This window comes from Oculatella sp. LEGE 06141 (genome assembly GCF_015207605.1).
GTDB lineage: Bacteria > Cyanobacteriota > Cyanobacteriia > Elainellales > Elainellaceae > Oculatella.
The window spans coordinates 1-13,918 of record NZ_JADEWO010000102.1 but is presented as its reverse complement, the minus strand read 5'-3'; the positions used below and the strand labels follow the sequence as shown (position 1 = coordinate 13,918).

The 13,918-nt window shown below is 50.7% G+C and carries 8 protein-coding genes and 2 pseudogenes; 4 read left to right on the top strand and 6 right to left on the bottom strand.

Features of this window, described 5'->3' with window-relative positions; genetic code table 11:
- From IQ268_RS30890 to IQ268_RS30880, 3 genes and pseudogenes are all read left to right on the top strand, one after another.
- Positions 1–234, top strand: a pseudogene (locus IQ268_RS30890) (alkanesulfonate monooxygenase); the annotation flags it as partial.
- 68 nt (positions 235–302) lie between these two features.
- On the top strand, positions 303–1,109 hold the full coding sequence (ssuC, locus tag IQ268_RS30885) for an aliphatic sulfonate ABC transporter permease SsuC (RefSeq protein ID WP_193887125.1): 807 nt from the start codon (positions 303–305) through the stop codon (positions 1,107–1,109).
- Between the two features lie 42 nt (positions 1,110–1,151).
- A complete protein-coding gene (locus tag IQ268_RS30880) occupies positions 1,152–1,916 on the top strand; it encodes an ABC transporter ATP-binding protein (protein WP_193887124.1) in 765 nt (254 codons plus the stop codon).
- A gap of 118 nt (positions 1,917–2,034) precedes the next feature.
- On the opposite strand, the gene IQ268_RS30875 is transcribed toward IQ268_RS30880, so the two are convergent.
- From IQ268_RS30875 to IQ268_RS30850, 6 genes are all read right to left on the bottom strand, one after another.
- The gene (locus tag IQ268_RS30875) at positions 2,035–2,310 is read right to left on the bottom strand and encodes a helix-turn-helix domain-containing protein (RefSeq protein WP_193887123.1); all 276 of its coding nucleotides are present in this window, start codon (positions 2,308–2,310) and stop codon (positions 2,035–2,037) included.
- 99 nt (positions 2,311–2,409) lie between these two features.
- Complete coding sequence (locus IQ268_RS30870; RefSeq protein WP_193887122.1) at positions 2,410–5,664, bottom strand: response regulator; 3,255 nt, start codon at positions 5,662–5,664, stop codon at positions 2,410–2,412.
- Between the two features lie 3 nt (positions 5,665–5,667).
- A complete protein-coding gene (locus IQ268_RS30865; protein WP_193887121.1) occupies positions 5,668–10,188 on the bottom strand; it encodes a GAF domain-containing protein in 4,521 nt (1,506 codons plus the stop codon).
- A gap of 65 nt (positions 10,189–10,253) precedes the next feature.
- On the bottom strand, positions 10,254–10,751 hold the full coding sequence (locus tag IQ268_RS30860) for a chemotaxis protein CheW (RefSeq protein ID WP_193887120.1): 498 nt from the start codon (positions 10,749–10,751) through the stop codon (positions 10,254–10,256).
- Positions 10,752–10,755: 4 nt separating this feature from the next.
- Complete coding sequence (locus tag IQ268_RS30855; protein ID WP_193887118.1) at positions 10,756–11,133, bottom strand: response regulator transcription factor; 378 nt, start codon at positions 11,131–11,133, stop codon at positions 10,756–10,758.
- Positions 11,134–11,373: 240 nt separating this feature from the next.
- A complete protein-coding gene (locus IQ268_RS30850) occupies positions 11,374–12,444 on the bottom strand; it encodes a response regulator (RefSeq protein WP_193887116.1) in 1,071 nt (356 codons plus the stop codon).
- 1,181 nt (positions 12,445–13,625) lie between these two features.
- Between IQ268_RS30850 and IQ268_RS30845 the strand changes: the two are divergent.
- Positions 13,626–13,918 (top strand): annotated as a pseudogene (locus tag IQ268_RS30845) (hypothetical protein); the annotation flags it as partial.

Below are 13,918 nucleotides of genomic sequence, written 5' to 3'. Positions count from 1 at the left end.
GCTCTAGTAGGAGATGCCGACACCGTTGCTGCCCGCATACAGGAATACGCCGATTTGGGCATTGATACCTTTATCTTCTCGGGGTATCCCCATCTGGAAGAAGCCTATCGAGTTGCGGAATTGCTGTTCCCGAAACTGCCGCTGTCTAATGTATCGTTGCCCGCACCGAGCCGGATGATGAGTCCAATTGGAGAGATTATGGGCAATGACCGGATTCCAACCAGCGCCAGCTAAACCTGCCGCAGACCAAGCATTCTCGCCGCTGTAGACTATCCTGCAACTGAATGGAGTCGGACACTACTATGCAAATAGCACCCAACTTTGTATCCGAAAAATCGTGGGAGCGATCGCTTCCCTGGCAACAAATCACTCCCTGGATTGTGCCGCTAGGGTTGCTGGTGATTTGGCAATTGCTAGCTCAATTTGGCTTCATTACTACACGCATTCTGCCAGCCCCCACTCAAATTGTAGAAGCGGCGATTCGGCTGTCGATCAGCGGTGAAATGTTCCGCAACGTCAGCATTAGTTTATGGCGAGCGATGCTGGGATTCATCATTGGTGGCAGCATTGGCCTGGGATTGGGAGTGCTGAACGGTGCATCCCCAACCGCAGAACGGTTGCTAGATAGCTCGATTCAAATGATTCGGAATGTGCCCCACCTATCACTGATTCCGCTGGTGATTCTGTGGTTTGGTATTGGTGATGAAGCCCGGATTTTCCTTGTGGTTTTGGGTGTTTTCTTTCCTATTTACATCAATACCTTCCACGGCATCCGTTCCATTGATCCGCATTTGGTGGAAATGGGCAAAGTGTATGGGCTGCGATCGCGCGATCTATTCTGGCAGATTATCCTACCCGGAGCATTGCCCAATATCCTGGTCGGGCTGCGTTATGCCCTGGGACTCATGTGGCTGACGTTAATTGTGGCAGAAACCATTGCCGCGAATTCCGGTATTGGCTACATGGCCATGAACGCCAGAGAGTTCATGCAAACGGATGTGGTTGTGTTAAGCATTTTGCTGTATGCCCTGCTCGGAAAAGTAGCGGATACTGCCGTCAGGCTTCTGGAGCGCTGGTGGCTTCCCTGGCATCCCAGCCAACAAATGTAGTTCATGTTCTGATAGGTTCTGAATCGATTGGAGAGAATTTCAATGAACAGAGTCGAAAGTCCGACGAGTTTAACTTCCCGGCCAGAGTCGCGATATGGTACCCATCTGAGTATTCGTAATTTGACTAAAACCTTTGGCAAGAAACCTGTCTTGCAAGGCATTGATCTGGAAATTGAACCCGGTGAGTTCATTGCGGTGGTCGGTCGCAGCGGCTGCGGCAAAAGTACATTTTTGCGCCTGTTGGCAGGGCTGGAACCCGCAACCGACGGGCAAATTGAGCTGGATGGTCAGCCGTTGAAAGGGCTGAATCGTTCCGCCCGGATCATGTTTCAAGACGCTCGATTGTTGCCGTGGCGATCGGTTCTCGATAATGTCGCTCTGGGGTTAAGGCGAGACGGGCAACGGCGGGGACAATGGGCATTGCAACAGGTGGGATTGAGCGATCGCGCCCAAGACTGGACAACCATCCTCTCAGGAGGCCAGCGACAACGGGTGGCGCTGGCACGCGCCCTCGTCGGCCAGCCTCAATTGCTGTTGCTGGATGAACCGCTCGGTGCATTAGATGCATTGACGCGCCTGGAAATGCAGCAGTTAATTCAAACCCTATGGCAAGAGCAGCAATTTACCGCAATTTTAATTACTCATGATGTGGAAGAGGCCGTTCATCTAGCCGATCGCGTCGTTGTCATTAAAGACGGCGGCATTGACCTGGATTTATGGGTGCCAGTCTCGCGTCCGCGATCGATTGGTTATCCAGCCCTATCTGAATTCAAAGTCAAACTTCTCAATCGCATTCTGGATCGGTAGAAGCAATTTACAGCAGTTCTCAATCGAGTCAGCCACAGTCTCGCCAGGGTGGGTGTAGGGTTTGAAGTGTGGTGAATGCAAATGAAAATGGCTGTATATCAGAACACCTTCATCCCGACTACGATGATCCGGTAGGTTTACGCCCTCGTCCGGCTCGGATCACCAGTCCGGCAATGCCATGTTGTTGATAACGCCTCACCCAGGTGTAAACAGTGTCGGGATCGCGAGGTTTCAACAACCCGGTTTGGGCAACCTGTAGCCCTGAATAGCCATCCGCAATTTTCAATAAGGCTGCAGCCCGTTCGCGCATGTAAGGACGCGGATCATGATCGCGAATTTGCACTAATTCTTGCCGTTGGGTATCACTGAGAGCAAGGTTAAGGGGGCGAACCATCTCAGTTCTCAACTCATACATTAATCCCTACAGTTTAATCTCTCTGAAGTTAATTCAACAAAATCAATTTATTAGTACTAAACCTTGTATTCCTTCTCATCACGATTGAGTTGATGCATAAATGATTTGTTCTAGCGTTTGCAATAAAGCCTGTTCGTTATAAGGTTTCGAGAAATAGGCGGTGGCACCCAAACTCATCGCAAGTTGACGATGTTTGTCGCCGCTGCGAGAAGTCAACATGATCACGGGTAGCGTCTTTAAGCCAGACATTGCTTTGATCCGAGCCAGGAAGTCATATCCATCCAGGCGAGGCATTTCAATATCACAAACGGCGGCTTGAACTTGCAGCCCTGCCTTGAGCTTATCCAGCGCGTCCTGGCCGTCTTTTGCTTGTTCAACCCAATATCCAGCTTTTTCTAAGGTGAGCGCTAGAAAACGACGAACATTAATTGAATCATCAATGATTAAAACAGTGTTTTTACCGTTCGCAGGCAAAGAGGGCGATGCCGCCTTGAGACTTAAGCGGCGCGATGAACCCATTACTGGGGAACCAGGTTCGGTCTCTGCTAAACTGTGCGATCGCTCACAGCTATTGATCCATTGCAGCAAATCAGGAACGTTAACCAGGGGAACCACCCGACCATCTCCCATGATGGTACACATGGTAAAACCAGAAGGCATCTGCAATGTTCCTTCCACCTGACGAATCGCTACTTCCTGCTCTCCCCAACTGCGATCGATTTGCAAACCGATGGGTTGAGTATTCTGGTTCACAATTAAGATGGTTGGGTCAACGATCGCTGGCTCATCTTCAAACCCAGCCCGATGCTGTGGGCAGTTAAACTGAATCCAGCGAGATAGGTACACCAGCGGTATAGGGTTACCCTGCCAGATCAGACCGCTGTCGGTGGTCATTGTTTTATGATCCTGGGGCAAGATCATTTCTTCGATCGCATCGGTCGGCAGCGCCATGATCATGCCATTGCTTTCGGCTAACAGCACGCGCACAATTGAGAGAGTAAAGGGAAGCGAAAGCGTAAAGGTAGTTCCCAACCCCAGCCGAGTATCAACCTTGATCTCACCCCGAATTTTTCGCAAACTTTCCCGCACCACATCCATGCCAACCCCTCGCCCCGAAAGGGTTGTGACTCGTTCATTGGTGCTAAAGCCTGGTTCAAAAATGAGCGATAGCAGTTCTTCATCCGTCGCATCGGCCAGCAGGCTCGGATCTAGCCCCATTTGCTCGGCTCTCGCCTGAATACGGCTGAGCGAAATGCCGCCACCATCATCACTGATTGTGACGATCGTGCGGCTGTTGCGTTGAGCCGCGCTAATTTCAATCACTCCTGTTGCTGGTTTGCCGCGAGTGCTGCGAATTTCAGGGCTTTCAATGCCATGATCAAAGGCATTCCGCAACAGGTGCATCAACGGATCGTTCAATGTTTCTAAAATGTTGCGATCGATCAGCGTTTCGGCTCCGTGAATCTTCAGTTCAACGGGCTTATTGTGCTGCAACGACAGTTCGCGTAACGCCCGTGGAAAGCGATCGACCAGATCGGAAAGAGGCCGCAACCGAACATGGTTCAGCTTCGTCTGAAGCTGCTTTGCCGTTTTATTTAAGTTACGAGCCGTTTGGTCTGTATCATCCAGGCTCAGCTCAATATCATTGGTTACTTCTTGAAGCTGGACGATGGTTTCCATCATCTCTTGCGCCATCAAGTGCAGCTCATTGTATTGATCCATTTCCAGCACATCAAAGGTGCTGCTTTTGTTCTGTGTTGTCGGCTCTGCCCCACTAATAACGTTGAACACTGTGCTATAGCGGGATTCACGGGAACGGGCTACCCCCATCAGTGGCGATGAATCGGATAAAGCCGCCGCCTGAATTGCGCCGCGATCGTAAGCAGAACGAAGCTGAACGTTAGATTGATCGAGGACTCGCACCCGGCGATCGAGGGTACTCACCAGGCCACGAATTCGTTTGAGATACAAATCGAGGGAGGTGCGCTCAATGGTCAACTCACCCATCAAATCGTTGAGCTGATCAAGATGCTTGAGCGACACACGAACTGTCACATCTTGATCGGCTGGCGCAGACAAATCGCCTTCTGGATCGGGCTTCACTTCCAGCACGCGAAAGTCGGTTGCCCTCATCTCTGGAGCAGAATCGAGCGCTGGCAGAGACGCAGCCGAGTTAGCCACCGTAGCATTCGCGTCAGGCTCAAAAACCTCGGCCTCTATCTCCCGGTTGTCTGGGATCTCCTCGGCTTCAATGATGTTAGTCCACTCTGAATTCGGTGTGGGAGCCGTTAATTCTGTCCATTCGGCGATCGTCTCATCGTCATCGTCGATCGTTAGCCACTCTGACTCGTTTTCTTCCTGCGTCAATGCCTCCCAATCGATGCTGTCTGTAAGGGCTGGCCAGTCGGTGTGGCCTTGAATTAAGAAAGCATCTAGTTCTGCCTCATCAACGGCATGATCCCAACCCTCCGTTGCTTCCTGTGGAATCTGCCACTCTTCTTCCAGAGATTCCATCATCAATTCGGATGACGCGATCGAGAGCAGCGGTGGAGCCGAAACCTCTATGGGTTCGAGTGCCGTTGGTAACGAATCGAGGTTGCCCGTTAAAACCAGCGCTTGCGATCGTCGCCAGATCGCTACAGCCGCTTGGGCAACCGTTTCAACCTGGTCGGGTGGGGTAGTGGTCACATGGGCGGCAATCGAGCTACAAAGCTGCGTAAAGGCTGGCAGTTGTAGCATCTCGCCCAACCCACCCAACTCCTGCGCCAAAATCGTCAGTTCTTCGGGTAGGCAGGGTTTCTCAGGGTCAGCCAGAACCGCTTCTAGCCGCTGCAAACATCCTTCCACTTCCGTTTGAAACAGAAGGGGAATAATGTCCTGCCCTTCATCACTAGAGAGAATCGACGCCGCATCTTCTTCCTGGGGATCGCCCAACCGCTCATGCAATTGGTCATACACCGGAGTGGCATGGTCATTGATCCAGGCTTGAGTCACAGGGGCACCGTCGCGATCGCTGCGAATCACCCAGCGCAGGCAATCAACCGCCGACAGCAACAAACCTTCCAGCTCAAAATCTACATCCAGTGTATCTCTTTGAATTTTGAGTACCTTAAAAGAGTCTTCCAGCCGATGAGCCAAATGGCTCAACTTGTGGAATCCCATCATCCCCGCTCCACCTTTGATGGAGTGAGCCGCTCGCAACGCTGCATTAATCTTTTGCGGATCAATACGGCTGTTTGCAAGCCCCAGCAGAGCTGAATCTAATGTATCCAGATACTCTTGCGCTTCATCAAGAAACTGTCTCTGTATCTCAAGCTCTTTGTCGTGTGCCATCCCCTAAGCCTCAGCATTAACCTTAAACGTGCCCATTGATGCCTGTAACTCCTGAGCAATATCAACCGTTTGTCGGAGTGAACTAGACACTTGCAGCGAGGCATTAGACGTGTGGGCAGACACCCTCGCAATTTCCTTCATCAAACTGGTGACAGCGTTAGAGGTTTGAACTTGAGACACGGTCGCCTCTGAAATAGATTGCACCAGTCCGTCAATTTCATCCGATACCTCTAGAATACGATTCAAGCTAGTTTTAGCCTCTCCAACCAGTTGGGTTCCTTCTACCACCTGAGTGGTGCCCAACTCCATTGCTTCCACAACCTTGCTGGTTTCCCGCTGAATGGTTTCCACGATGTATTCAATTTCCTGTGTTGCAGCCGCAGAGCGGGCAGCGAGTTCTCCCACTTCTTCGGCCACCACCGCAAAACCCTGCCCCTCTTCCCCGGCGCGGGCGGCTTCAATACCAGCATTAATGGCAAGTAAGTTCGTTTGCAGCGCAATTTGGTTGATTAAAGACACCACTCTAGAAATTTGCTGCGATGACTCTCCTAAGCGTTTTACTTTCTTCGCCGTTTCCCCAATGGTTTCCCGCAGGCTAAGAATATTCTGTACTGTCAAATCCATGGCAGTACCGCTAGCCCTGGCGGTTGACGATGCGCTACGAGCCACGTCTGCCGCTCGTATGGCTCGTGAAGCGACCTCTTGAATCGAGAGGGTCATTTCTTCCACCGAGCCAAGGGTGCGCGTCGTTTCTTCCGCCTGTTGCTGGGCATCTTCCGCCAGGGAGCGGGTCGCTTTTTCGCTGCTAATGAGGGAAGCGTTAACTTGATATGCCGAGTGTTTAACGTTCAGTACAATTTGGTGCAAGCTTTCCACAATGGAGTTGAAGAAGTCGGCAACGGTACCAATTTCGCCAACGGTGACTTCGGCTCGCACGGTTAAGTCTCCCCTGGAGGCTCCTTCCACCTCTTCTAGCAGCTTGATCAACTGTTGTTGAATCGCCTCTTTTTGCTGCCGCTGTTCCTGCAATAGCGCTTCAGCCGCAATGCGGGATTGTTCTCGCTGTTCAAGCAGTTGAACCTGCTCTAAGGCAAAGCCAAGCTGAATGGCAACTTGCCGCAGGAAATTGATTTCAGATTCGCGCCACGATCGCGTCCCCGAACATTGATGCACCACCAGCAAGCCCAACAGCCGATCGCTCATCACAATGGGTGCGACCACACTGGCTTTTACCTGAAACGGCTCTAGCTGCCCCAGATAGCATGGGTCTAAATTGGCTTCATAAATGTTTCTCACGGCTTGAACACGACCCTGGCGATATTTCTCGACATAGCTTTGGGCAAAGCACGGATCGGCAATGCTTGCTTTCAGCGCAGTCGGCCAGCCCTCGGCCACCGACTCGGCCACGACTTTGCCGTTCCAATGGGCATCGAACAAATAAACAATGGCGCGATCGACCTTCAGTGTTTGCCGTAGAGCCCTGGTCACGATTCCATACATTTGAGAGCGATCGCTCGATTCTCGCATTCGAGATGTAATCTCATTGATCTGTCTGGCTCGTTTTGCCTCATCGGCTTGCTGCTTCAGCACCGTTACCTGGTCGAGGGCAAAGCCAACCTGGGTGGCGACCTGTCTAAAGAAAGTTACATCGGCCTCTTGCCACTGTCGCGGTTCCGAGCAGTGATGAGCGACGAGCAAGGCCACCAACCGCTTGCCCACCAGAATTGGAGCCACTAGATTGGCTTTCACCTCAAAGGGCGCAAACCCACCCATGTAGCAGTCGGTGAGGCTGGCTTCCTCAATCGTCGTCAGGGTTTGAATTCGTCCAGATTGATAATGTTCAATGTATCGAGCCGCAAAATGGGGGACGGGAATGGTCGTCTCCAACACGCTAGACCAGTCATCTGCGACCGACTCTGACACGACCTTACCCTGCCACTGATGCCCAAATAGATAAACCAAAGTGCGATCGGTTTCCAGGGCTTGCCGCACGCCGTTCACCGCTGCACTGAAAATTTGGGCGGGTTGTAGCGTCTCTCTCACCTGAGCTGTAATTTCACTGAGCTGTCGCGCCTGTTTGGCAGCGGCGGCCTGTTTCTCTAACAGGTCTGCCTGATCAAGCGCAAAGCCAACTTGTACTGCAAGCTGCGTTAATAGGTCTGCCTCCGTTTCTAGCCATTGCCGAGGCGTTGCACAGTGATGACCACACAACAGCCCATACAACTGCCCGTTTCTAAAGATTGGAGCCGCTATAACGGCCTTAACCTGCAACCGCTCCAGGGCAGCATAATGACGGTCTGAGATCGCATCATTTTGGGTGTCTTTAGAACTCCAAACAGTGCCACCGTGATAGCGATCGAGATCTCCTTCCGTCAGCGGATTGTGAATGACTTGCCCAAAGGCTTTCGTCCATCCCCCTTTTACCGCTTCCGCAACCACAACACCGCTTTGCCAATCTGGGTTGAACTGATAAATGAGGGCGCGATCGGTCTTCATCACGCGCCGAACTTCATCGGCAGACAGTTGCAGAATGTCTTCCACGTTAACCGATTGCCGAATCCGCAGCGTCACATCTTTCAGAATTTGAGCCCGCTCGACCTCAGCTGCTTTGCGAGCCAGCAGCGTAATTCCAGTCAACGCCAGCCCCACCTGCGATGCTAGCTCGCGCAGATAGGTTACTTCATCCTCTTGCCAGTCTCGCAGGCCAGAGCATTGGTGCGCCACTAATAGACCCAGCAACACCCCACCCGAAACAATAGGAACAATCAAAGAGGCTTTTACCTCAAGCTGTTCCAGCAATTGTTTGTGAGCGGGCGAATAGTTGGTTGCTTGCACCTCCCTGGTGGCAGCAATCCGTCCCTGGCTATACTCTTCCAGGATAGATTTTGGGATACAGGCATCGGTAATTTGGTTCCCTAACGCCTGCGGCCATTCTGGTTCGACCGCTTCTGCTACAATGCTGCCGCTCCAGTCTGCTTCAAAGGCATAAATGACAACCCGATCCGCTTGCAACTGGGATTTGGCGGCTTGAACAGCCAGGGCAAAGACATCATGGTGATTGCCTTGATTGGCTGCTGTTGTAATGTTGCTGAGCAATTGGGCCCGCTGAAGTGCCGCAGATTGCTGTTGCAGCGAGGTATTAACCTGGCTGACTAAATAATTGAATCGAGTGGCGAGCTGCCGCGTCTCCCGCGAGCCGCGCGGTTCTGTAAAGAGGTTGAGATTTCCGGCAGAAACCTGCTCAACCGTATGAGATAACTGGTCAATTGGGTGGGATAACCGTTTTGCTACCAGCAAAATGACACCAGAGGTCATGGCTCCCAGCAGTAAAAAGATGGCTGTGAAGGTCAGCGCCAACTCGCGATCGCCCGCAATGCCAGAGGTTTCGTTAACCGAGGCGATCGCCACCCAGTTTGTTCCAGGCACCGTGGACAGGGCATAGTGTTTGCCGTTTTGTGTCAGGGTGGTGACGAGACTGCGATCGCCAGTTGGGTCGGTCGGTTGGAACTGTCGCTGTTGTAGCAGCGCTGAAACTTGCTGTTGAACGGTGTCGTCCAGTGCGGTGGCTGACGTGTCACTCTCTGAACCAATGGAGGCGATCGTGACCAGGTCGCCATCACCGCTTGGGGCGACCAGTTGTACCTGCTCTGTCTGGCTCAGGTCTGCCTGTCCCAACCGTTGAAGTGCCTGGTTGAAATAGTCCATCGAAATTTTACCCCGTGCTACTCCCCAAAATTCGCGGGAGTTCGGAGCCACGATCGCATGTACCAGGTTCACACTGGCGCTCTGGGTTGCTGGATCGACGTGCAGTTCCACCACCGGAGCTAAATCAGTTTTGGCTCGCTGCCACCACGATTGATTTTGCTGGACAAATCGAGCAGTGGGGCGGTTATAGGCCACATTGAACCCGTGCTGTTCGGTGATCAGCAACTCGTCAAACTGGCCAATATCAGCCGTTCTGCGTAAATAGTCGTTTAACGGTGGGTTGGGGCGCAGCAGCTTGGTTGCCGAAAAACGTTGTTCCAATTGTGCAGTTGGCACTTGAGGAATGCCTGCTGTAGCGGCGGCCTGGCTGCTATTTCTGGCAAATTCAATGACTGCCGGATCGGTAGCAACAATGGTCGGCAGTTTCAAGGCATCTTGCAACAGTTGGCTTGTCGTTTCGCTTGCAGAGGCCGCTTGGCCTTCCAGCATTTTCTTGTTTTGTTCAGCCGCCCGCTGGGTGGTGGTAACATAGCTCAACAAGCCAGCAGCACCCAGGGGAATCAATACACCCGGTAAGATTGTGGTCACCAGTTGCCGACGTAGACTGACCCCGCCCACATCCGCAGCAGCGAGTGGCCGTTCAACACCGTTTGCCGATACCTCAAGATCAAGAGCATCGGGGTGAAGCGAATAATCTACAGGAGCAGGAGACGGGTGGGCTGTCTCGTGGTGAGAAGAATGAGCCACAGAGGTTGGTGATGTTGACAGGGATAGACGGTCATCTACAACATCAGGCGTGGAGTCAGCTTGGTGAACCATTAGAGCAATCTCACTGTAATCAAGGGGAACGTGAACTGAGTAAAACCTCACCAACAGGACAAAAGTTAATGGTTATGTAAAATGGGCGACTGCACGATCGCTTCTGCATCTAGCACCAGCAACACCTCTTTGGGCTGTAAAATGCACCCTTTCAAGTAAGGCAGCAATCCTGGAGTAACCGCTTCATAGGGCGATTCAACGCTATTGGGGTCAACCCACTGAATGCCTTCAACCCGTTGTACAACCACTCCTAAAGGCGTTGGCCCAATTCGTAAAATCATCAAATTGTAAGCCTTAATATTGGGATTGGCGCTCGCCATTTCCAGCATGGTTGCAAGGCTAATAGCCCACATAACACGGCTGCGTCGGCTCATCAGCCCCAGCACACAGGTTGGCATGTTTGGCATCGCTGTCAATCGTTGCGGCGGCAGGGTTAGCACTTCCTGCACATGTTTCATGGCAACAACCGCAGGCGTTTTTTCGTCAACGTAAAATTTAAGATAAGCGTCGCCTACGCCCCTCTGAGAGCGGTTAGATAGTGGGGCAAGGGCTGAGGTATTCATCGAGTTAGCCCACCATTGATTTGACAGCCCGCAGCAGTTGCTCTTTAGTAAAGGGCTTGGTGACATACGCATCCGCCCCTTGCTTCATGCCCCAGAGGCGATCGATTTCTTGATTTTTAGATGTACAAATAATGATCGGAACTTTTTCGGTTGCTGGATTTTTCTTCAAACTGCGGCACAGCTCAAACCCGCTCATTCCGGGCATTACCACATCGGTAATAATGACATCTGGTTTTTGCTCAATGGCTTTTGCCAATGCTTCTTTAGCACTCACCGCACCGATGACTGCATATCCACTCTCCTTTAAGTAATGGCTCATCAATTCCATCTCCGAGAGAGTATCTTCAACAATCAAAATCGTGCCCATTATCGTGATGCTCATGTTTACTTAATCCTTTTCTCACTAATAGAAACAGCCCTTGTATGAAGTCATCAGGATGGCTGGTACAACTGGTACAATAAACTAATGCAATCAAACCTGTGCATACTCTCTAGTGATACGATCAATGGTTGATTAAGATAGGACATGAGAAGAATAGAGAACCTCAGTTCATCAATAGTTCATCAATTGGTGCAGGTGCTTTCGCCAAGTCATGCTAGTCAGCCATGCTAGTCAGCCATGCTAGTTCAAGTGTTTGAATATAATTTTGAGCAGTTCAGATTGGGTAAACGGCTTGGTTAAATAACCAGACGCGCCGACCAGCTTGGCCTTGGCGCGATCGATGAATCCAGTCAATCCAGTCACCATAATGACAGGCGTATCCTTGAAAGACGGATGCTTCCGCAGCATTGAACACAGCTCATAACCGTCCAGGTTGGGCATTCCAACATCCAGTAAGATTAAATCGGGTTTACTGCGAACCACCTGCATCAGCGCCTTGATCGGGTCATTAATCATCAGCACCGAAAAGTTACTGTCATCCAAAAAAGAACTGATCGCTTGTAAAACCGTGGGGCTATCATCAATACAAGCAATGGTGTAGTTGTTTCGGGCAACGATCGGTTCAGGTCGCTTCACTTCAACCTCTGTCGGAGGAGGAGCCGCTACCGGACCTTCTTTTGCGGTTAACTTTTGAATTAACTCTGTTGATGACTTAGTTTTGCTTTGGGCAATAGGCGCAGGCCGTTGGTTTGGCACAGCAGGCGCTCGTCCGGCGGCATGTCGTCGTCGCAATTGGTTTTGGCAATGTTCAACCAGGGGACGCAGGTCGAGCCGACAAAACTTAGGCAACCCTTCCAAAATTTCCTGATCGGTTAATCTGTAGCTTCCTTCTCTGACCAACAAAAAGGACTCAATCACTTCTTTTGCCAAATTTTCAATTAAAGTGGCCGCCTGAGCCGAGGTTAAATGCTGCTGTTCCACCAGCCAACAAATGGCCTGGTAGTCGGAACTGGTGGTGGATTCTTTCTCGACTGGGGTTTCAAAGAGTAAGCGCACCTGAACACGAATAGCGCTGACTAGCGAGGGAACCTGGCGGCTTAAATGACGCAGATGCCGATCGAGCCGTTCAAACGGATCTTTAGAATTTGAAGCGTAAATCAGTTTGCCGCGATCGAGATACAGTAGCCACGAAGCCGATCCGCTAGAGACTTGCAAACAACCATTGGTGTTACGACTAATCACTTGTGCTAACAAGCTCAATGGATGCAATTTTTGAAACGGTCGATAGTTAGCCGTAGACATGGTGTTCATTTGGATCTGCTTTGGTTCAATTTAGAAGTTGACAGTGAACATGTTGCATCTAGCAAATCGGTTCTACTGCCGAATTAGATACAGTAGCTAAACTGCTTCTGCTAATCGGCGTTTTACGCTGCTGCTGAATGCTTACATGACTGCAAAATTCGGTTCTTAGGAAAAATCAATAGGGTTGAACCTTGGATAAATTAACGACAGCAAACAGCCTTTCTTTTGCGGTTTTTGCCTGGAAAACTAATTCTCACACACCGTCGCAGCTCGGAATTCTGTTTAGAATTACCCTGCATCTTCCATGCATTATTACCCTGCATCTTCCATGCATTGCAGCTTACTCAGATCATTTGCATCTGGGTTTAGTGATGCCTAATCAACAACAGATTTGGTCTAGCAATCTCGCATTGCAACACCACGTTTACCTATGTTTTGGTACTAGAGTTTGTCAAGAATGCACGCCCTGAGCAAGCCAAAAAACCACGTAGAAGTGTCATTATCTAGAGCGGTAGTGCGTTTCCCTGAAGTCCGAAAGATTTAAGTCTAATGGTAGGTGTTGTATTAGCTACATCGAGTGTACCAAACTGATTCCTAAAAAGGGTGAAAAATCAGTAAAGAACTCATTGAGGTTATTAGAGGGAGTATTTCGTGAATCAATCGCTTTTACAAGGGTTGACGCTGAGCGACACGCACGACCCATTGCCACCCATTATCAGGTGAAGCGATCGCGCATAGCCATTCCGGAACCATCTACTTTGTGGATGCTGCTAATACGAACTAACTACGGCAATGGTGCTTCTGTTCCTAATGTCAGGAGCGAATTCTAACATCTAGTCAATCTGCATCATTGCCTGATTAATTTAATAGACTCGGGACGATGGATTGGTGATATGGGTCAATTACTCCTTGACTTGATGTATACAGTTTTGGGTTGAGCTTTGTTCACTAATACGATCGGCTGATGACAATTCCGGAAAATGCAGCTTGTTTCAGCGATCGCCATCACGACTAATCCTGATTTAAAGATCACCAGGATTCAGTTATGACGGTTAATCCGGTTGACTCTGGATGCCAAAAAAATAGAGGCTCGATAATTTTGTGACCCTAGAAATAGTTCTGAGGGTAGAAGGCAGTCCCTACCGCCTTCCCTAAGGTGAGTGGTGTTACACTCCTTTACACCATTAATAATGATGTCAAGAAAAACCCGTCTAATTCATTTAAACCTGGTGCGCTCGGTCGCACTTTTCGCTGGCCTAACTGGATTGAGCCTGCTGGCGATCGCGCCAGGTTTCTCCCAGACAACCCCCGGTTCAGCCCAAGAGGCTCCTGGCACCACTCAGTCGCCTGACCCAACTCAACCCCCTGGAACAACCACGCCCGACGATACGACCCAACCACCATTGACCCCTGGTGGCACAACTCAACCGTCACCCACTCAACCTCCCACCACTTTACCTGCTCCAACATCGCCCCCCACAAC

Coding starts and splice junctions, on each gene's coding strand:
- IQ268_RS30870 (WP_193887122.1), bottom strand. CDS start 5,664: ATGGCACACGACAAAGAGCTTGAGATACAGAGACAGTTTCTTGATGAA.
- IQ268_RS30880 (WP_193887124.1), top strand. CDS start 1,152: ATGAACAGAGTCGAAAGTCCGACGAGTTTAACTTCCCGGCCAGAGTCG.
- IQ268_RS30850 (WP_193887116.1), bottom strand. CDS start 12,444: ATGAACACCATGTCTACGGCTAACTATCGACCGTTTCAAAAATTGCAT.
- IQ268_RS30865 (WP_193887121.1), bottom strand. CDS start 10,188: ATGGTTCACCAAGCTGACTCCACGCCTGATGTTGTAGATGACCGTCTA.
- IQ268_RS30855 (WP_193887118.1), bottom strand. CDS start 11,133: ATGAGCATCACGATAATGGGCACGATTTTGATTGTTGAAGATACTCTC.
- IQ268_RS30860 (WP_193887120.1), bottom strand. CDS start 10,751: ATGAATACCTCAGCCCTTGCCCCACTATCTAACCGCTCTCAGAGGGGC.
- IQ268_RS30875 (WP_193887123.1), bottom strand. CDS start 2,310: ATGGTTCGCCCCCTTAACCTTGCTCTCAGTGATACCCAACGGCAAGAA.
- ssuC (WP_193887125.1), top strand. CDS start 303: ATGCAAATAGCACCCAACTTTGTATCCGAAAAATCGTGGGAGCGATCG.